13 protein-coding genes and 2 pseudogenes are annotated in these 20,746 nt (G+C 36.1%); 9 read left to right on the top strand and 6 right to left on the bottom strand.

Annotated elements, in window-relative coordinates:
• Positions 1 to 31: 31 nt before the first annotated feature.
• A pseudogene (locus tag ACJZL3_RS03470) lies at positions 32 to 632 on the top strand (transposase); the annotation flags it as partial.
• Between the two features lie 117 nt (positions 633 to 749).
• Here the strand turns inward: ACJZL3_RS03470 and ACJZL3_RS03465 are convergent.
• Positions 750 to 3,548 carry a WPE palindromic element domain-containing protein gene (locus ACJZL3_RS03465; RefSeq protein WP_419198952.1) on the bottom strand — a complete coding sequence of 933 codons (2,799 nt, stop codon included), beginning with the start codon at positions 3,546 to 3,548 and terminating at the stop codon, positions 750 to 752.
• Positions 3,549 to 3,647: 99 nt separating this feature from the next.
• On the opposite strand from ACJZL3_RS03465, the gene ACJZL3_RS03460 reads away from it, so the two are divergent.
• The 6 genes from ACJZL3_RS03460 to ACJZL3_RS03435 all read left to right on the top strand — a co-directional run bounded on the left by ACJZL3_RS03460 (position 3,648) and on the right by ACJZL3_RS03435 (position 12,989).
• Positions 3,648 to 6,725 (top strand): phosphoribosylformylglycinamidine synthase subunit PurL, encoded by a 3,078-nt coding sequence (locus ACJZL3_RS03460; RefSeq protein WP_419198951.1) that lies wholly within the window; start codon positions 3,648 to 3,650, stop codon positions 6,723 to 6,725.
• 95 nt (positions 6,726 to 6,820) lie between these two features.
• Positions 6,821 to 7,333 carry a hypothetical protein gene (locus tag ACJZL3_RS03455; RefSeq protein ID WP_022626376.1) on the top strand — a complete coding sequence of 171 codons (513 nt, stop codon included), beginning with the start codon at positions 6,821 to 6,823 and terminating at the stop codon, positions 7,331 to 7,333.
• A 616-nt stretch (positions 7,334 to 7,949) separates the two neighbouring features.
• Positions 7,950 to 10,745, top strand: coding sequence for an excinuclease ABC subunit UvrA (uvrA, locus tag ACJZL3_RS03450; RefSeq protein WP_095742771.1), 2,796 nt, complete (start codon positions 7,950 to 7,952; stop codon positions 10,743 to 10,745).
• A 27-nt stretch (positions 10,746 to 10,772) separates the two neighbouring features.
• On the top strand, positions 10,773 to 11,114 hold the full coding sequence (locus ACJZL3_RS03445) for a hypothetical protein (protein WP_265023648.1): 342 nt from the start codon (positions 10,773 to 10,775) through the stop codon (positions 11,112 to 11,114).
• A gap of 227 nt (positions 11,115 to 11,341) precedes the next feature.
• Positions 11,342 to 12,067 carry a ComF family protein gene (locus ACJZL3_RS03440; RefSeq protein WP_208571762.1) on the top strand — a complete coding sequence of 242 codons (726 nt, stop codon included), beginning with the start codon at positions 11,342 to 11,344 and terminating at the stop codon, positions 12,065 to 12,067.
• A gap of 67 nt (positions 12,068 to 12,134) precedes the next feature.
• On the top strand, positions 12,135 to 12,989 hold the full coding sequence (locus ACJZL3_RS03435) for an ankyrin repeat domain-containing protein (protein WP_182282677.1): 855 nt from the start codon (positions 12,135 to 12,137) through the stop codon (positions 12,987 to 12,989).
• 1 nt (position 12,990) lies between these two features.
• On the opposite strand, the gene ACJZL3_RS03430 is transcribed toward ACJZL3_RS03435, so the two are convergent.
• From ACJZL3_RS03430 to ACJZL3_RS03410, 5 genes and pseudogenes are all read right to left on the bottom strand, one after another.
• Positions 12,991 to 14,565: a UDP-N-acetylmuramoyl-L-alanyl-D-glutamate--2,6-diaminopimelate ligase gene (locus ACJZL3_RS03430; protein ID WP_070356941.1), complete on the bottom strand. Its 1,575-nt coding sequence runs from the start codon at positions 14,563 to 14,565 to the stop codon at positions 12,991 to 12,993.
• A pseudogene (metC, locus tag ACJZL3_RS03425) lies at positions 14,540 to 15,773 on the bottom strand (cystathionine beta-lyase). Before metC ends, ACJZL3_RS03430 begins: the two are co-directional and overlap by 26 nt.
• A gap of 7 nt (positions 15,774 to 15,780) precedes the next feature.
• Positions 15,781 to 16,065 (bottom strand): BolA family protein, encoded by a 285-nt coding sequence (locus ACJZL3_RS03420; protein ID WP_010962929.1) that lies wholly within the window; start codon positions 16,063 to 16,065, stop codon positions 15,781 to 15,783.
• A 79-nt stretch (positions 16,066 to 16,144) separates the two neighbouring features.
• Positions 16,145 to 18,067 (bottom strand): molecular chaperone DnaK, encoded by a 1,923-nt coding sequence (gene dnaK, locus ACJZL3_RS03415; RefSeq protein ID WP_010962930.1) that lies wholly within the window; start codon positions 18,065 to 18,067, stop codon positions 16,145 to 16,147.
• 86 nt (positions 18,068 to 18,153) lie between these two features.
• Complete coding sequence (locus ACJZL3_RS03410) at positions 18,154 to 19,917, bottom strand: Rne/Rng family ribonuclease (RefSeq protein ID WP_095742804.1); 1,764 nt, start codon at positions 19,915 to 19,917, stop codon at positions 18,154 to 18,156.
• A 149-nt stretch (positions 19,918 to 20,066) separates the two neighbouring features.
• Between ACJZL3_RS03410 and rpmG the strand changes: the two genes are divergently transcribed.
• Both rpmG and ACJZL3_RS03400 read left to right on the top strand, forming a co-directional pair.
• Positions 20,067 to 20,267, top strand: coding sequence for a 50S ribosomal protein L33 (rpmG, locus tag ACJZL3_RS03405; protein ID WP_010082633.1), 201 nt, complete (start codon positions 20,067 to 20,069; stop codon positions 20,265 to 20,267).
• A gap of 73 nt (positions 20,268 to 20,340) precedes the next feature.
• Positions 20,341 to 20,568, top strand: coding sequence for a helix-turn-helix domain-containing protein (locus tag ACJZL3_RS03400; RefSeq protein WP_264339655.1), 228 nt, complete (start codon positions 20,341 to 20,343; stop codon positions 20,566 to 20,568).
• The last annotated feature ends 178 nt before the right edge of the window (positions 20,569 to 20,746 follow it).

The following is a 20,746-nucleotide window of genomic DNA, read 5'->3' as shown; positions in this document are numbered from 1 at the left end:
ATTATAGCCTTTTACTTGTTTCCGGACAACCTCTAATATGGAAGATATCGAAATTGCTATAGACAGTACAGGAATTAGTATATACAACAACACTCCTGAAGGAAAATAGCACTGACAGAAAATATCGTGGCTATGAGCAAACGAGAAAATTGCACGTAATGTTGAATATAAACAACAAAAAAGCCATAGCTGTAAAATACAGTAACGGCTGATCACTATGGAGCTTGTGATTTGCTAAAAGAAGTTGATTTTCAGCATGCCATAAAAGCACTATATGCAGATAGAGCATGTGATAGGCACAAGTTTTATAAGTTGTGTAACGAATATGATATAAAGACAAAAATTCCACCAATAAACAATGCGGCAGAACATCCAGAAATAGATTATATGTCTGACAGGAATGCTGCTATTAGGTTAATAAAATTATACGGTGAAGATGGCATGAAAGAATGGAAAAAAGAAGTAAATTATGGGAAAAGATCTTATATTGAAGGGTTTTTCTCAAGATTAAAGCAAATATTCGGATTTAGTTTTAGGAATAAATCTGAGATAAATCGAGAAAAAGAACTAAATGCTATTTGCTTAATAAATTCACTGATATTGGTATGGCTAAATTTGAGATAGTTACATGAATTTACCATAAATCACCATCTCATAAAGTGTGATGCAACAAAGCCATCCCAGTGTCTGGGCACTGGGATGACACCCTTTTGGATGGAAACCAGTGTCAGGTACTCGGATGACACCATTTACAACCACTCTCCTACCCTTTCTAGCTGTTTATAGCTGTTAAATCTCAGGAATTTATCAAAATATGGAGAGGCAATAAAGGGTGTGGAATTACTTAAATAGTGAGATAAAAAACCAGGCAGATCATTTTTTAATTCTTGCATTTTGTATCTATAATTTTGTATAGAAATAACTTTTATTTTATCATAATCAAGTTTCCAATAAGCAAGTTCTGAGACTTCTCTTTTTGTTATATGTTCTACCGCTAAGGCTTGTAAAATTAATTGCGGAAAAAATCCCGACATTACTTCTTCATTGGAAGGTGGTGTACCAAGCTTATAGTCTATAATTGCCACTTGCCCACTTGGTAGATACTCAACTCTATCACATCTTGCTATCAGTGAAATTTCTTGTGGCTTATTTGTCATCCAAGCAGTTTCATACTGATCACAAGAACCAGTGTCACGCGCTGGAATATGAAATATCGGACAGGAAAAGTTCTTTTCCAACTCAACATAATTGCTTCGAGTTTCATCAAATTCGACAAAAGATTGAATTATCTTTTGTAGTCTTACCCACCACATATTTGAAAAATTAAACTGACTAGTCGAGAATGCTTCTCGTGCAATGCTCATTGGAGATTTTTTGTTGCGTAAATATCTTGCAAGAATGTTGTGTACCATAGTGCCAAATTCCAATATCGATGGCTTGAAATTCAAGTCTCTTAATTGTTTAAGACCCAGTATATATTCAACGTAAAATGAATAAGGATTACGAATTAGCTTTTCTATTGCACTGCAAGACATCACCTGCATTTTTTCTTTTCTAACTTCGGTTTGAGGTTTTGGCATAGGCTGAGTACATGGAACAGTACATTCAGGCGTATTTAATATCCTTAGCCAATCACGATACGGCTGCTTCCCCTCCTTGAGTAGAATTTCCAAACGCTGCAATAGAATTGGCTTTCTATGGCTTAGCGATCTTGTAATATAAACCTTACTTGCACAAAACAAATTGTGTAAAGTATAAAAAAAATACCCCTGCTCTTCTTGTGCAGAAGGAAGATTAAATTTTTCTCTCGTAAGTGCATTCAAAAGCGGACTTTGAAAGCTTGGCGCTTCATTAAATCCAGCAAGTATTACAACTTTGTTGTGATATAAGCTGAATTTATTCAAGTCACTTGCTACAAAGAAAAACTCTTTCTCTAAAAATAAGGTCAGAATTTGGCTATATAACTCTAAGGAGCATTTAATTCCTACACCCTCACATGCATTTGAGAAATTACAGGTAAAATTACCTATTTCACTATTTAGCTCTGAAAAATTTATACCAGATAATATATTAATACACTGCAAATGAGTTGCTACCACATCGAAAATAGAGCAATTTATAGAACGAAGTAAAGGATTAAATATAACCTCTAACTTACTGATAATAAGTAATATATCTTCTTTGTATTTTAGCTTTTTATGGGCATTGATAGCATTTATAATATCGCTCAGACCATTTGTACTAAAGTTGCGTAATATCTCTATTTCAAATTCAGATAAAATCCGAGTGTACTCTTCTTGAGTGTAACCAAAAGTCACTAGCCTATGTTTAAGGAGCGAAAGTAATGACACACTGCTCCAATTTGAGGTCAAAACTTCGATACTATAAAGCAGAAGCGTTATATAAGGGTAATTTTCCGGTATGGCACTGTGTTGCCTTGATAAACATGCTATACGAGCTGCAAGTAATTTATCAAAGACGACCAAAGAAATGTTTTCATAACCTTCATTTTCTATAATTAATGATGTCACTTGTGCTTCTTCCTCTCTGGAATCACAAGTGATGACTTCAATATTGCCAACATGTCCACTACTAACTTTGCTTAGATCGGCAGTTGTATCAAAGACGTAATCTAGATATTCCTCAGGACTTCCTGTTATCCCAGCCCTTTCTTCTGTCATCCAAGTAGCTGACACTGGGATCCAGTTTTCATTATACAGCCACCTGGTGCGCTCATTTAAAGTTAAGTTTTCTGGATCCCAGTGTCTGGGCACTGGAGAACACGCTTCTGGCAGAAAACTCACATCCCTTCTATCCACTTTTAAATAATCGAGCAGATCTTTCAGGCAATATTGATAATGTTTTTTATCAAGCGATTTCCAGTCTTTCTCTTTAATTTTCAAATTCAAGTTAGGCAAAATTATTTTTCCAAATGGCAGATCATATATAGCCCTAATTAACGACTTATCCTTTCCAATTCCAACAAAGATTATATATTGGTCTTTTTGTAAAGAGATTATCATATTGTTTATGTAATCACTCTTATGTTTTAATATATCTACTACTTCTAAATCTTTTAAAGTTTTACTCCAAGTCTCAGTGAGTAAGCTTATGAAATTCTCTATTTTTTTTGAATGTTCATCAAATTGATAACAATCCGTTGTTTGGGTAGATTGAATTTTATCAAGCAGTGATGGCAGGCTATAAGCTAAATCAATTGGAAAATTATCATTATTTTTTCTATTCCACTCCAATATGAATTGAATGAGTAGCAGTGTCCTTTTTGTTGGCTTGATAACTTTAACCCTATCAAGATTTAATATTAAATCTTCCTCATCAATATTCTCTAGCGAAACTATCTCTGGCAAAATTATGCATTTTTTAGCGTTATGATTCTTGAATGCACTCAGCAGCGCTATCACATCCCTCTTGCAAGGAAGTATGATTTTTACTTCAGGAATTTTTTCTCTTTCATATTCAGAAAATATGTGCTGAACCAGCACATCAAAAAGAGATTCATCCACATTAACGGTAAAAACTCTTCCCACTAACAGTAACAATTAATACAATATTTTATTGTATAGAAATTATTCAAAATATAAACGTGCTTGTATGCTATTATATATTAAAATTTTTTATAACATTACATGGCAAACATTAGAATAGAAGTTTTAAATAAATGCGAGCAAATTGGCTGCAGATGGTTAGTCAACGTTTACTCGATTTACATACGCAAAGAATTACCATCCAAATTATATGAAGAAATTTGCGGGCTATTTTATAATAAAGTCATACAAGACTGCCGTTATTATTCCTACAATGAAAACCTTGAAGAAGTTCCGTATGATTTCATAGAACCACAAGCAAAGTGGGGCTTGGAAATAAGCTTCCTACCTGGCATGACCGATAATGTAGGCAACACAGTGAAACAAATTGTTAGAGAGTATTTAATAAGCAAAGGCTATATCGACCAGCCTGTCATCCCAGTGCTTGACACTGGGATCCAGAAAGAGAAAACGCAGATTCCAGCGTCACGCGCTGGAATGACACCAATTGAGATCAAAGCAAGAAGTTCAAAATTGATTCTAAGTCAAGGAGATTTACCAACCGAAGATGATATAAAACAAGGGTTCAACCCCATCACTGAGTATTGCACACTTATCTGTAAAGAAAATAATAACTATAGCTGGAAATATTATGGTAAATATAAGTCATTAAATACCTACTCCGGTGTCATTCCAGCGCGTGACCAGGAAAAAAAAGAATGGATCCCAGTGTCAAGCACTGGGATGACAGAAAAAAAGGCTGGGATGACAAAAGAGAGCACTGGAGTGATATCAAGTAGTAATGGGGCTAAATCTGTTGATTTAAATGTAAGTGACCAAGAACTTGAAAAAATCAGCAGAGATGGAATCGATGGTAATGGCACTTTAGGGCTCTCGCTGGCAGCAATGAAAGCTATAAAGGATTACTTTAAAAAACTTGGTAGAAATCCATATGATATTGAACTTGAGTCTCTGGCACAGACTTGGTCTGAACATTGTAAACACAATATTTTTTGCTCCCCTATTGATGAAATAAAAGACGGTCTATATGCTCATTATATTAAGCGTGCAACGCGTGAGATAAATTCTGACATATGCGTGTCAGTTTTCTCCGACAACGCAGGAGGAATAATTTTTGATGACGATTACTTGATTGTAGATAAAGTTGAAACTCACAATAGCCCTTCAGCTCTTGATCCATTTGGTGGAGCAATGACCGGAGTGCTTGGAGTTAATCGCGATATAGTGGGTTTCGGGAAAGGCGCAGAGCCTATAATGAATACCTATTACTTTTGCTTTGCCAAAGAAGCAAAAGGCAAATTTTATAGGGATAAAGAGCGCACTGATGAGATCTTACCGCCAAAATATATAATGAAAGAAGTGATTCACGGTGTTAATGTTGCTGGTAATTGCTCTGGTATTCCAACACAACTTGGATCGGTATATTTCGACGATAGATTTTGTGGCAAGCCATTAGTTTTTGTCGGAAGCATTGGAATTATTCCACGCAATATAAATAATGCACCTTCACACATTAAAGGACCAAAAAATGGCGATAAGATTGTAATTATTGGCGGAAGAGTTGGAAGAGATGGAATTCACGGTGCAACGTTCTCTTCAGAGGCTTTATCGGGAAATAGCCCTTCAACAATTGTGCAAATTGGTGACCCTATAACACAAAAAAAATTATCCAATGCCGTCATAAAAGCAAGAGATCTTGATCTTTATAATGCAATAACGGATAACGGAGCAGGTGGGCTGTCGTCGTCTATTGGTGAAATGGGAAAAGACGGATTTGAAGTTGATTTGAGCAAGGTTCTCCTTAAAAACGATGGTATGGCTCAGTGGGAAATATGGATATCAGAATCACAAGAGAGAATGACCTTAGCAGTGCCAGAAGAAAATCTCCCTATGTTTAAGCAAATCATGAAAAAACATGATGTGGAGGTTTGTGTGATTGGAGAGTTTAATGAGAGTGGTAAAGCTGTTGTTAAATGTCCTGAAGGGACAGTAATAATGGACATCGAAACTGAATTTCTGCATGATGGTAATCCCAAAGTGCATTTACAGACGAAACCGTGGTCTAAGGGGCTTCCAGCGCTATGCGCTGGAATGACAACAAGTTCGCCTTCTTTAGCAATTGAACTAAAAGAAATGCTGAGCAGACCAAACATTTGCAGCAAAGAGTTCATAGTGGTGCAATATGACCATGAGGTTCAAGGGTCGTCAGTGCTGAAACCACTGCAGGGCAAGGGAAGAGTGTGCAGTGAAGCTATTGTTTCAAGGCCAATCCTTTCTTCAAATAAAGGTGTTGTAAAATCGCAAGGATTTGGCTCAAGTTATGGAGAAATTGACACCTACCACATGGCAGCATGTGCAATTGACACCGCGATACGCAACTATGTAGCCGCAGGAGGAAATATAAATCATCTAGCGTTGCTCGACAATTTTTGTTGGTGTGATGCTTATAATCCAGAAAGGTTGTGGCAACTAAAGAAAGCTGCAGAGGCTTGTTACGACTTCGCAACTGCATTTAAAACACCATTCATATCCGGAAAAGACAGTATGTTCAATGACTTCAAGGGATATGATGAAAATGGCGAGAAAGTGATAATCTCTGCACCACCTTCATTACTCATCTCAGCAATTGGAATTATAGAAAATATTGAAAATGCGGTATCGCTTGATGTAAAAATGCCAGGGGACTTGATATATGTGCTTGGAGAAACACTTGATGAACTTGGTAGATCTGAATATCAGTTATATAGTGGAATAGGTAATAACAACGTACCAAAAGTTGATGCAAAGAGCGCTAGGAAGTTGTATGAGCGTTACAACCAGGCAATAAAAGATGGCATAATTGCCTCTGCAATTGCACCAAACTTAGGCGGATTAGTTATTGCTCTGGCAAAATCGCTAATTGCAGGAGACCTTGGTGCTGAAATCGATCTTTCACTAGTGCCAATAGGAAAAATACAAAATACAGACATAATAAACAAGATAATAATGTTTTCTGAATCGCAAAGTAGAATTTTGGTTACTATTGCACCACAAAATCAGAAGAGGTTTGAAGAATTGTTTGAAGGTGCAGTTTATTCATGTATTGGCAAAGTAACAGAGAAAAAGGTGCTAAACATAAAGGATGTTTTAAAAGTAGATCTGAAAGATGTGGCATGCTAATATAAAATATTTTTCTTATTATGCTAAATAACTCTTTTACTATATGTAATGTTTATTTAGAATGAATGTATGTTATTAATTTTGGGTAGGTAATTATGTCTATTTTATCGATACTCCTGTTTATCAGTCTTTCTTTACTCAACACTTCAAATAAATTGATGATATGTGCTGCCTTATTTGTGGGAGCTGCTTTAGTTGTAAATTCAATGGTTGAATTTTATGGCAGAAGCAAAGCTACGTACAACTTAATAGTGTGTACAGCGCTATGTTGTGTTTTTAAATGGCAAAGTTTTAATTTGATGATATTGATTTCATATACTGCAATTTTAGTATCTCTTCTCTCAAGCATAATTATTTTTGAAAAATTGAAGTCCAAGTTGAATTTTCATATGGCAAATTTCATTACTTTAATTATAGCATCAGTGGTTGATAGTGCCGTTGTATGTGTTGGATTACTATACAAATTTTCTGCAGGTAAATGCCTATCAATATATACTAGAGACTTAATTTTTAAGTTTTCTTATGCGTCAGTATTGAGCATCTGTTTGTTTGTAGGAATGTATTTATTTTGCTTGGCAAACAAGAAGTATTTTAAGATTTCCACATAACCTGTTTTCTGATATAGCTAAACTGACTTTGGGTCCTAGGGGTGTATTTGGTGCGTAACAACAGTTTAGAATTTATAGGTAGCCTAAACCCACAACTGTACAAACATTATGATTTGAGCCTATCAGGGGGGTGTCATTCCAGTCTGGAATCCAGAAAAAAGAATGGTGTCATCCCAGTGCTTGACACATAGCTGTACGAACATTCATTTTTGAAGGTAAATTGCACAGCAAATGGTGTCATTCCAGTCTGGAATCCAGAAATTTTGCTTATAACTGAGCTGATGAGCTAAAGGTAGTTGTCTTACGCTAAAACAAACGTTTTTAATTAAGTTGCATAGAACCAGTGTCTGGGCACTGGCCCACTGGTGGGAATTGCTCCTAAACTACAACGTTCGTACAGCTATGTGCTTGACACTGGGATGACATCATAGGGGCACTGGCCTACTTAACCGTCATACCGTCGCGGTATCTCAGCCGCTAACAAGTAGCGGAATGACGATTTATCAAACGCTGCCTAATTTTCCGTAACAGTTGAAAAAATCAATAGAAAATCAATATATCACTATAAATTCACGTATTTTGAGGCTATAATGGTTAATACGTTATATGGTATAATATGGACGATTTTATCAGAGTTAAGGGCGCAAGGGAACATAATCTGCAAGGTGTAGACGTCAATATACCGAAAAATAAGCTAGTTGTTATAACTGGGCTAAGTGGTTCTGGCAAGTCTAGCCTTGCATTTGATACGATTTATGCAGAAGGCCAACGCCGGTACGTTGAAAGCCTGTCAGCTTACGCGCGTCAATTTCTCAACATTCAGGATAAACCAGATGTTGAGTCGATTACAGGTCTCTCTCCTGCAATATCTATCAACCAGAAATCGATCTCAAAAAATCCAAGGTCAACAGTTGGAACTGTTACCGAAATTTACGATTACTTGCGCTTAGTATATGCACGAATAGGAGTTCCTTATTCACCTGCAACTGGATTACCAATAACAAAACAAACGGTGTCTCAAATTGTAGACACTATAATTGCGTTACCTTTAGAAACTAAGATATATATACTTGCCCCTGTTGTGCGTGGTAGAAAGGGAGAACATCTTAAAGAGATATTGGAAATTAAAAGACAAGGTTACGTAAGGTTCAAAATAGATGGTGAAGTGTACAATGTAGATGACTTGCCTAAACTCGATAAGAACAAGAAACACGACGTTTTTGTGGTTGCAGATAGAATATCAATATTGGGCGATATAGGAAATCGACTGCCAAGTAGTATAGAATCCGCACTAAAACTTGGTAATGGTCTAATGTATGTAGAAATAGTAAACCTACCTGACAACCATAATTCCGAGTATAAAAATGGTCAAATTCTGACTTTTTCAGAGAATTTTGCATGCCCCGAGTCTGGTTTCACTCTTGAGGAAATAGAACCAAGATTATTTTCTTTTAACAGCCCTTACGGTGCATGTGGTTCGTGTAATGGGCTTGGTAAAAAACTAAGTGTTGATATAAAGCTAATAGTACCGGATGAAACTCTTTCAATATCTGAGGGTGCTTTAAAGCCAGTGGGATCAATGTTCCGCCAAGTGCACACAGGTTATGGATTTCTAAAAAGTGCAATTCTATCACTGGCTGAAAACTACAAATTTAACCTTGATATTCCGTGGAAGAACATAGATCAAGAAGTAAAAGATATGATACTCTTTGGCTCTAATAAATTTCAAGGTTTGATCAGTATCTTGGAGAACCAGATGGATTATGATGAAACACTTGTTGAGCGATATTGCTCTGTCACTCACTGCAGAGAATGCACTGGCTATAGATTGAGAAAAGAAGCGCTTACAGTAAAAATTGATAGCAAACATATAGGTGAAATATCAGGGCTTAGTATCGATGAATCCCTTAAGTGGTTTGAAAATTTGCCAGACAAGCTCACAGAACAACAGAAGCAAATCTCAAATAAAATACTAAGTGAAATAATCAAGAGGCTAACATTTTTAAAGAATGTAGGGTTGAATTACCTAACGCTTGATCGAGAATCTAGCACTCTCTCTGGCGGTGAGAGTCAGAGGATCAGACTTGCTTCGCAAATTGGCTCAGGATTAACGGGGGTTTTATATGTTCTTGATGAACCCTCGATTGGCCTTCATCAATGTGATAATGATCGGTTAATTGCCACACTAAAAAACTTAAGAGACATGGGTAACACTGTAATCGTTGTTGAGCATGATGAAGATACAATAATGGCTGCTGATTATGCGATTGATATTGGTCCTGGAGCTGGCGTAAATGGTGGAAAAGTTGTTGCAGAAGGAACACCAGACCAGGTGCAAAGAAATTCAGGGAGCATAACAGGGCAATATTTGAGTGGAGAGAAAAAAATTTTAATTCCAAGGAGAAGAAAGCAAGCAACTCAGTTCATAAAAGTAATAAATGCATGTGAAAATAACTTAAAAAATGTAAACGTTAAATTTCCTATAGGGAATCTTATTTGTGTTACTGGAATATCAGGAGGGGGAAAATCAAGTTTAGTCATAGAAACGTTATATAAATATTCAGCACATAAGATACATCATTCGTCTGCAAGGTATGGTCAGTGTGATAGAATAGAAGGCCTTGAATATATAGATAAAGTTATAGAAGTTGATCAGTCGCCAATTGGTAGAACTCCTGCGTCAAATCCAGCAACATATGTTGGTATGTTCACTCATATAAGAAATTGGTTTGCAGGTCTTTCGGAGTCAAAAGCAAGGGGATATAATATAGGCCGGTTTTCATTTAATACCAGAGGGGGAAGGTGTGAGGCTTGTAAAGGTGATGGGCACTTAAAGATAGAGATGCATTTTCTACCGGACGTTTATGTGAAGTGTGAGCAATGTAAAGGGCGAAGGTATAATCGGGAAACATTGGAAGTTACTTATAAAGAAAAATCAATCTCTGATGTGCTTGATATGACGATAGATCAGGCTTGTGATTTTTTTGAAAACCTTCCAATGGTAAAAGAAAAGTTGGTTTCTTTGCAGGAAGTAGGGCTTGGCTATATAAAACTCGGACAGTCGTCAACAACGTTGTCTGGGGGTGAAGCACAACGAATAAAGCTGTCCAAAGAGCTATCAAAACGATTTACCGGAAGAACATTGTATATTCTTGATGAGCCAACAACTGGATTACACTTTGAAGATATAAATAACTTACTAAAAATACTCCATAGATTAGTCAATCTGGGAAACACTGTTATAGTTATCGAGCACAATTTGCACGTTATAAAAACTGCAGATTATATAATAGACATCGGACCAGAGGGCGGAATAAAAGGCGGAGAAGTGATTGCTACTGGAACTCCAGAAGAAGTGGTAAAAATTCCAGAAAGTGTTACAGGCAGGTATCTTAAAACGTATTTATTATAAACTATTTCTTAATTATATTAGGCTAGGTTGCATATTTATGATTTGGAGATAAGAATGTCAGTATATCGATACTTTAGAAGGTACGTTGAATATGGAGTTGTACCTGCTAAGAAAGCAGAAGATAACACACTAGTTCCAGAAAATAGTTTCTATAAATCTGTACGTTACGTTGATAATGTGCTAGGACCTGTGAAAGATGTAATTTGTGGAGTTGAGAGTAAAGACAATTATAACAAGTATTATCAAGATAATGATAAACGTGGGTCACAGGGCAGAGAAAGTGTATTCATTGTGTGCACTTGGTGCTATTTTAGCAGCCAACATAATATTGCAACCTTTATGTTTGATACTATAACTAAAGTGACTTAGGTTTACCGACGATTTGATAAACGACAAATTCGTCATCCCGCTGCTTGTTAGCGGGATCTAGAGATACCGCGGCGGTATGACGTAGGAAAACCTGACTTGCACTAGCTACAGCACCCAGCAGTGGCTCAGTTTGAACTATATTGAAATGGAATAAAAAGTGAAAGAGTGTAAGCTTAAGTTACTTTAGCTATACTATATAAATTATTTTATAATATATTTAATGAGTTGTGAACCTTCTCTTACTAAAAAAAGCTACAAATCTCATATTTCCAAGCGTATGCGTAAGTTGCGAATGTATCATTGATGAAAATCTTAATCTGTGTAGTGAATGCAACAAAAAAATCAATTTTCTAACTAAGCATTACTGCAATGTTTGTGGCGTAGTAATCTCAGACAATATTTATACGTGTGGTAAGTGCATCATCAATCCTCCACCGTTTAAAGTATTAAGATCAGTTTTTGCTTATGATCAACATAGTAGAAACATGATTATAAATTTCAAATTTTTTGATAATTTGAATTACGTAAAAATCTATGCAAAGTGGATACACCAAGCTAATCAGGATACATTTCAGAACGCAGAGATCATAATCCCTATACCGTTACATAAAATGCGCTTGTTTAAACGTAAATATAATCAAGCAGCACTGCTTGCAAAAGAATTGAGTAAGTTGTCCAATTTATCCTATACGCCATTTGCAATAAAACGCCTTCGCCATACTGCGCCTCAAGCTGGTCTTTCACTTAAACAGCGTGAAAAAAATTTAAAGAAGGCTTTTAAAACAAGCAACAAGAAAATTATCGAAAATAAAATCGTGATATTAGTTGATGATGTGGTAACAACCGGAGCAACTGTAAGATCTTGCTCTCAGGAAATTTTAAACTCCGGTGCAAAAGAAGTGAGAGTGCTATCACTTGCAAGAACGGTGAATGATTGTGAGGCTATTACATAAAATCTTGGCTTGCTTTTACTATATCCATAAAATTATAATTTATAGTTGAATAGTTGTTGGGGAGCGTATGAGTATAAAAGAGCAAGAAATTGATGCTATATTCCAAGAAATAGAGCAAGAATCAAAAGAAAGTGACATAATTGAAGAAATTAAGCAAAAGCTGCTCGCATGTAACCAAGATACATACAATCAGTGGAAAAGACTTAATTTTCACATAGATCATTTATTTGAAATACGGCAAGAGATTACCCATGCTTCTAGGTATTATACTACTGCGTTAAACATTGCTGCTCATAAAGGCTTAGTAAAAACAGTAAGACGTCTACTGGAGAAAGGTGCAGAGGTTAGTACACGCGATGGTGGTGGACACACTGCTCTGCATTGTGCCGCTAGCAGCGGTAATACGGAAATAATAGAATTACTACTGGAGCAAGGAGCACATATTCACTCATGTTCTAAACTTGGCTCAACACCGCTGCATTTTGCTGCTACTAATAATCATATAAATGCAGTGAGGTGCCTGTTAAATAAAGGAGCTAGTCCTTTAGCACTAGATAATAATAATTCCATTCCCAGTATGTTTGCTACAGACAAAGAGGTGATTGCTGTCTTGGAGAAAGCAGAAGAAGAGAAGCATAAGGAAAATGCTGCTGCTTTAAAGAAAGCAGAAGAAGAAAAACATAAGAGAGAAATGGAATGTAAGAAAAAAAGGCAAGCAAAAATGATTGCTGTAGGTGGTATTGCAACTGCATTGATAGTGGCGGGTATTGGATACATTGTTGAATTACCTATACTAGTAACTATTGGTATATCTGTATCCATTGCATTAGTATCTGTTTGCATTGCGTACGTAATGTCAAAACCTAACACTAAAATGGAAGGAACAGAGAGCTCTGTACAGGAAATTGGTCAGAGTATATAGGTCAAGATAAAACTTTACTTTTAATAACCTCAACATCACTAAACTCAAAGGTTTGATTCCCTATGATTTGAAATTTCTCATGTCCTTTTCCTGCAACCAGCAGAATCATACCCTCGTTATAGGCAATATCTATGCCTTTTTCTATGGCTTCTTTCCTGTCCCCTATCTCCAGTGCACTAGGACAATATAGCAAAATATCGTGGCGAATTTTTGCAGGATCTTCATCACGCGGATTGTCATCTGTGATTATTACTTTGTCTGCATACATTTGTGCTATTTTACCCATTTCTGAACGCTTCTTCCGATCACGATTGCCACCGCATCCAAAAACTAGGACTATTTTTTTGTTGAAGTGCCATTTTAAAGACAACAGGGCTTGTTTAAGCGCACTTGGAGTGTGTGCGTAATCCACGAATGCAAAAGGTTTAACTTTTTCCATTCTTCCTGGTGGAGAAACGAGTTTACCTATAGATATTTCTCTGTAATTCAGTCCAGACGAGGTAACTATACCAATTGCACACAACAGATTATATGCTTGAAATTGCCCCAAAACTGGAAAAAACATGTTATAAATTTCATCGCCAATTTTAATTGTAAGGTATTGACCATTAGGGGTTGGTGTTTGCTCTAATAAAGTAATATCAGAACCTGTTTTTCCATAGGTGATAACTTTGTTGCTGCGTTTTTCAGCTATTTTAAGCAATGCATGGTACTCATTTATATCCGCATTTAAAATTACTGTTTCTCCCTCTGGTAGTACCTCATAAAATAACCTTTTCTTAGCCTCAAAATACTCATCGATACTCTTATGATAGTCCAAATGATCTTGCGAGAAATTAGTAAAAGCTGCAGCAGTGAACCTAAGTCCATGAATTCTGTATTGGTCAATTCCATGGCTTGAAGCCTCTAATGCTAATTGTTCTACGTTCTTACTATTTATACCACATAATGTGGAATAAAGGTCATCTGCGCCTGGAGTGGTAAGATTATCGCTATTATCTTCTCTGTCATTATTGATGCATGTTCCAAGTGTTCCAATAGACGCAGCATTATAGCCAGAGTTTTGCCAGATCTGGCGGCAAAATTCTACTACTGAAGTTTTACCATTTGTACCAGTTACAGCAGCAACATATTTGGGCTGTTTGAATTGATAAAACCTGCTGACTATTTCTCTGTATATTTCTTGAGGGTTTGGGTGGTCAAGCACTGCAAAACTCGGAGTATTTGTCATGCAAGTAGCTGACACTGGAATCCAGTTTTTATTATGCAATTGCTTAGTGTGTTCATTTGCAATTAAATTTTCTGGATCCAAGTAGTCAAGCACTGGGATGACATCTTTTTTGGTTCCTTGTATGACAACGTCTACACAGTCGTGTGCGTGATACTGGGATTCAGTAGGAAAAATCTGGATACATGCTGGTTTTCTAGATTCCAGCGTCACGCGCTGGAATGACACCGCAGACACACAAACAAAAAGATAACCTTCCTTTACTCTATTGGGATTACATGTAACGCCCTTGATTTCAATATCAAAGTTAACATCAATAATGTTATGCAGTAATTCTCTCAGTTTCATCTGCCAGTTTTAGTGTTCAAACATGGCAACCTTGCTAGTGCAGCATTTAAATCAGAGATTAAATCTTCAGGATCTTCCAGTCCACAAAATATCCGTATAAAACTTCCACCATAATCTGAATTCATTACAGATCTTGACATAGATCTACGATCTATTGGTAATATCAAACTGTCGCATCCTCCCCAAGAAGCACCGATACCAAAAATTTTCATGTGATCAACCATGCAGCTTAGTTCTTCACATGAATATTCTCTATCTAGTGCTATACTGAATGTGCCGCTTGCTCCTTTGAAGTAACTTTTCCATAATTCGTGTTGAGGATGGGAGGGAAGTGCTGGATACAAAACTTTTTTGATTTTTGAATGTTTTTCTAGCCACTTTGCCACTTCCATTGCTGTATTTTGGTGCCTTTTCATACGTGTGTACAATGTTCTAAGTCCCCTATGTGCAAGGTAGCAGTCGTGCGATTGAATGGTTACCCCATAATTTTTATAGCTCTCATAAAGCAATTTAAAAATTTCACCTTCAGCAATAATAGCCCCCATCACTAAATCTGAGTGACCGGCTAGATACTTTGTCACCGCATATAGTGCAACATCAACTCCATAATCAAGCGGCTTAAATAACAAAGGAGTGGCCCATGAATTGTCACAAACGGTCACAATTTTATGTTCCTTAGCAACTTTTACTATATGCTCTATATTCGAAATCTCAAACGTTACAGAACCAGGAGTCTCGATCATTATCAATGAAGTATTACTCTGAATTAAATCAGTTATATCCTGTGTTGGATCATAAAAAGTTACTTCTGTTCCTCTTTTTGGTAGCTCATTTTCTGCAAACCTCCTAAGCCTATAATAACTATTATCTTGAATTAAAACGTGCGAGCCTGCTTTAGCGAAAGTTAGAATAGCAAAAGTAAGTGCAAATAGTCCGGAAGGATAAATAAGCGCTTGTCCACTCCCTTCAATTTCAGCCAGTGCATTTGAAAGATAATGAACAGTAGGAGTACCAACATTACTGTAGCTATAATCCCTTGCAACACCATCGTTGATTACATCGTATATACTTTCTCCATTTGCTGCATTTAAGTAGTCCTTGTAAGTAGGGAATAATATGGTAGAAGAATGATAAACTGGCGGGTTCATGGAACCTTTATAGTCATTAAATTTTCTTCCTGCTTTAACTAATATAGACTCTTCCTTCACATTTTTATTATTTATTTTTTAAATTGTACTCATCTTGCGTATACAAGTGAAGAGAAATTGCATGTATTAGCTCTATCTCACCCTTCAATAACTCATAAATCAACTTGTGTCTTTTTAGAACGCTCATTCCAATAAAGCCGTCAGATATTAATATTAATTTAATGTGCGAAGGTAATGTTGAAGATGAAGCAAAATAATGATCAGCATGCTTTGCTGATTCATCGATAATGTTGATATCAATTACATCTATCGAATCGCGTATCTTTTCTTCTATTGCCTTAATAATGTCCATAATGGTTTCTTTAAGCAACAATATGCTCCTCCTGTCATCTCAGTGTCAGCTACTCGGATGACAGGAAAAGTGATCACAATTATTTATTCTCTTCTTTATTATCTATGTCTTGATAATCAGAATCTACTACTTTTTCCTCTTTATCATTTGGATTTCCTTCTGATGAAAAGCCATTTTCAGCACTATTTTGTTGAGATGTTTGATACATAGCTTCTCCAAGTTTCATAGATAATTGAGAAAGATTAGTAACTTTCTGCTGTATTGAATCAGCGTCATCAATGTTATCAGATTTACTAACTTCTTTTAATTCGTTAACTGCATTTTCAATAGCAGATCTATCTTCTGGTGAAACTTTATCACCATACTCTGTCAGAGACTTTTCTGTAGAATGGACTAAGCTATCCGCTTGATTCTTCACTTCAATAAACTTTTTGCGCTTTTCATCTTCTTGCGCTTTTTCTTCAGCTTCTTTTACCATGCGATTTATTTCATTATCAGATAAACCACCTGAAGATTGAATGCGTATTTTTTGCTCTTTTCCAGTAGCTTTATCTTTTGCAGAAACGTGTGCTATTCCATTTGCATCTATATCAAATGTCACTTCAATTTGTGGCCTTCCGCGCGGAGCAGGAGGTATCCCTTCCAAACTAAACTGACCGAGTAGCTTATTATCAACTGCCAGTTTTCTTTCACCCTGATGCACCTTAATTGTAACAGCTGTTTGGTTATCTTCTGCAGTTGAAAACACCTGAGATTTTTTAGTAGGAATTGTAGTATTACGCTCAATAAGTGGAGTGAATACTCCTCCTAGAGTTTCAATACCAAGAGAAAGTGGGGTCACATCAAGTAGTAACACATCTCTTACATCACCTTGAATGATCCCCGCCTGTATTGCAGCTCCAATTGCTACAACTTCATCAGGGTTAACTCCTCTATGTGGATCTTTGCCAAAGAATTCTTTAACTTTCTCTATGACTTTTGGCATACGAGTCATGCCACCAACAAGAACCACTTCGCCAATTTGACTAGCAGATAAACCAGCATCCTCAAGAGCTTTTTTACAAGGAGCCATAGTTCTTTCGATTAAATCATTCACTAAGCTTTCAAGTTTTGCTCTCGTTAATTTCATATTTAAGTGTTTTGGACCACTTGCATCAGCTGTAATAAACGGTAGATTTATTTCCGTTTCCATTGCACTTGATAATTCAATTTTCGCTTTTTCAGCAGCTTCTTTGATTCTTTGCATAGCCATTGGATCATTTTTCAAATCAATGCCATTACTTTTCTTGAATTCATCTAGTAAATAACTCACTACTCCATTATCAAAGTCTTCACCTCCAAGATGGGTATCACCGTTTGTTGCTTTCACTTCGAAAACTCCATCACCTATTTCAAGTATTGAAACGTCAAATGTACCACCACCAAGGTCATATACTACTATTGTGTGCCCATGTTTCTTATCAAGACCATAAGCAAGTGCTGCAGCAGTCGGTTCATTTACTATTCTGAGTACATTTAATCCGGCAATTTTTCCTGCATCTTTTGTTGCTTGACGTTGAGAGTCGTTGAAGTATGCTGGCACTGTTATCACAGCATCTTTTACTTCCTCTCCAAGATAAGCTTCTGCTGCCTCTTTCATGTTTTGTAGTATAAATGCACCAATTTGACTAGGAGAATATTCTTTATTATCAGTTGTTTTAACCCATGCATCACCACTTTTTGCTGCAAATACTTTGTATGGTACACTTAGATTTTTCATCTCAGGATCACTATATTGACGGCCTATTAATCTCTTAGTAGCAAAAAAGGTATTACTTGCATTGGTGGTTGCTTGCCTTTTTGCTGGAGCACCAATCAACCTTTCTCCTGAAGAAGTCAATGCAACTATAGATGGAGTAGTTCTTGCCCCTTCTTTATTTTCTATTACCTTTGTATCCTTGCCCTGCATTATTGCAACACAAGAATTTGTTGTTCCGAGATCTATGCCTATTGCTCTTCCCATAATGAGTACCCCATTGTAAATATTATCTGATATAAGAATATATAAGTATAGGGCTCATTAATTACAAGCCCAATTTAGGTTTCTAATTAGTTATTAGAACTTAAAAGGCGCGAAAGCCACTTAGTCAGCCAAAAATTGCCTCGTAGTTTATTTGAATTATCAGCTTCTTCATTGCTGCTATCCCCAATTTGGTATCCAGAGTTCTGTAATGGCTTATAACCGTTTAAATTAACATCATCTCCTTGTTTTAAAACAAATGTATTTACATCTAAACTGTTATCAATACTAACGTTCAATGTAATATTAAACTCTTTTTCGATTGTAGAAACTGTATTGCGTTTGTTATTAAAAATGTGCGCTATAACTGCACTGTGTGCTACTAAATCAAAAGACTTATTTCGATTCTTGTTAGCAATATGTTGTAAATCCCTTAGTATTGATGAAACAATTACTTCGTTTGATTTTACTCTTCCAGTACCTTTGCAGTGTAAACACTCTGTAGTATTAATTTCTTGTATGTTTGGTTTAATTCTTTGCCTTGAAAATACCATTAAACCAAAGTCATTTATGTAGCTAAATTGAACTTTAGCTTTATCATCTTTAAACGCTTGCTTTATAGCAGACTCAACAGCTCTGCAATACTGATATTTCAACATATCAATAAAATCGACTACTATTAATCCTGATAGGCCCCTAAGATTCACCTGTCTTGATATTTCAGGTACTGCTTCCATGTTGGTTCTATAAGCTGTTTCTTCTATGCTATCTTCTCCTGTCATCTTTCCTGAATTTACGTCTATTGAAACAAACGCCTCAGTTAAAGTTATTATCAAAGACCCACCAGATGGCAATTCTACTCTATTGCTATATAACTCAGAAATTTGATCTTCGATTCCGTAGTAAGTAAAGATCGGAGCATAACCTCTATACAATCTATAGCGCAACTTACTACCTTTTAGTGCATTGTTAGCATATTGCCTAACTGCCTCAAAAGCTTCCTTTCCAGACACTATAACTTCTATACCATCGCTACAAAAATCACGAACAGATCTCATAATTACATCTGCTTCATTGTAAATTAATGATGGAACGTTTACAGAGAAGGCATTTTTTTGAATGCTCTGCCATAATGAGGATAAGTAATTGTAATCCTGCTCAATTTCTTTCTTATTTTTTCCTGAACCAACAGTTCTTACTATTAAACCTGATCTTTTTGGCAAGTTTATTGAACTCAGTATCTCCTTTAACTGCTTTCTGACATTAGCATCTTCAATTCTGCGGGACACTCCACCTTTGCTCATGGAATTTGGCATGAAAACACAGTATCTACCCACTAAAGTTATGTATGTTGTAAATGAAGCTCCTTTATTGCCTCGTTCCTCTTTAGTTAGCTGGACCAATACTTTTTGATTTACTGAAATAACATCTTGTAATTTGTATTTTTTATATAAAGGTACCTCTCTTACAAAACCACTACCTGATCCGTTGACATTCTTACTAGCTGCAGAATCTGAAGAAACATTTGCTGAGGCTTCTTCTATACAATCGTCATTTGAGTAGCCCTCAAAGATAGTTTCCTTTTCTTTTTCTGGAATGTTGAAGTAATCTAGAGATATCTCGGAAAAAGACAAAAAACCTTGCTTATTTTTCCCATATTCAATAAATACGGCTTGCAAAGAAGGCTCTATACGCTTTATATAAGCAACGTATATATTACCTCTTAATTGTTTTTTTTCCTTGAATTCTTGTTCAAATTCTACAACCTTGTTATTAATTGACAAGGCAACCCTTACCTCATTAGAACAGATAGAATTTTCTATCAATAATACCCTTTTACCACTATTTGTCACTTATTTACCGTTTGCTTTTTATTCTGAAGTTAACTTTATGCTACTTAATGCACTGTTGATTGTCAAGGATTTTGCAATCTGCATTATTCGATTGACTTTTAGTATTTTGCGTAATAAACTCGCATAGAATTTATTATATCATTATAAGTATGGCGAAAAAAAATGCTTCTTTGCTCGTTAAGTTAGTCAGCACTGCAATCAAGATAACAAAAACTGGTGAAGAAAAATCAACTGGCTATTTTTATGTAAAAAAGCGTAATCCAAAAAAGCTCACCAAAAAACTGGAGTTTAGGAAGTATGACCCAGTAGTCAGAAGGCATGTGTTATTTAAAGAAGAAAAACTAAAGTAATTTTTTTATAAGGAATTTTATTATTATGCAAAATTTACAATTAAGTTATCCTATAATAGTAGAGTTGGGGGATGTGAAAGATACAAAACTGAAATTAATAAAGGTCATTGCACAATTAATAAGTAAGAAGTACACAACACAGAAAAAAGCAGCAAACGCTCTAAAGATTGATCAACCTAAAGTATCTCAAATCAATAGGTCAAAAATCGAAGGGTTCTCCTTAGAATACTTGCTTAACTTATTGATTGTATTGGGCCAAGACATAAACGTAAGAATAAAGCATAATTCTAAACCTGCATAATATGGTATCCGTTCAGCGGAGTGGCAAAATAAGGTAGACAAGATAAATCAATCTCGGTGTCAAGCACTGGGATGACAAGGTATAAACCTTATCGTCATGCCGCCGCGAACCGTCATACCGCGATTCATTCGCGGTATCTCTAGATCCCGCTAACAAGTAGCGGGATGACGGTTATCAG

This window comes from Wolbachia endosymbiont of Rhagoletis cingulata (assembly GCF_048537655.1).
Lineage (GTDB): Bacteria > Pseudomonadota > Alphaproteobacteria > Rickettsiales > Anaplasmataceae > Wolbachia > Wolbachia pipientis.
Note: the sequence above shows the minus strand (reverse complement) of the source record. Positions and strands in the feature narration are given on the sequence as shown.

Excerpts from the sequence above, each read along its gene's own strand:
- ACJZL3_RS03460 (WP_419198951.1), top strand. The coding sequence starts at position 3,648 with ATGGCAAACATTAGAATAGAAGTTTTAAATAAATGCGAGCAAATTGGC.
- ACJZL3_RS03455 (WP_022626376.1), top strand. The coding sequence starts at position 6,821 with ATGTCTATTTTATCGATACTCCTGTTTATCAGTCTTTCTTTACTCAAC.
- uvrA (WP_095742771.1), top strand. The coding sequence starts at position 7,950 with ATGGACGATTTTATCAGAGTTAAGGGCGCAAGGGAACATAATCTGCAA.
- ACJZL3_RS03435 (WP_182282677.1), top strand. The coding sequence starts at position 12,135 with ATGAGTATAAAAGAGCAAGAAATTGATGCTATATTCCAAGAAATAGAG.
- ACJZL3_RS03430 (WP_070356941.1), bottom strand. The coding sequence starts at position 14,565 with ATGAAACTGAGAGAATTACTGCATAACATTATTGATGTTAACTTTGAT.
- ACJZL3_RS03420 (WP_010962929.1), bottom strand. The coding sequence starts at position 16,065 with ATGGACATTATTAAGGCAATAGAAGAAAAGATACGCGATTCGATAGAT.
- dnaK (WP_010962930.1), bottom strand. The coding sequence starts at position 18,067 with ATGGGAAGAGCAATAGGCATAGATCTCGGAACAACAAATTCTTGTGTT.
- rpmG (WP_010082633.1), top strand. The coding sequence starts at position 20,067 with ATGGCGAAAAAAAATGCTTCTTTGCTCGTTAAGTTAGTCAGCACTGCA.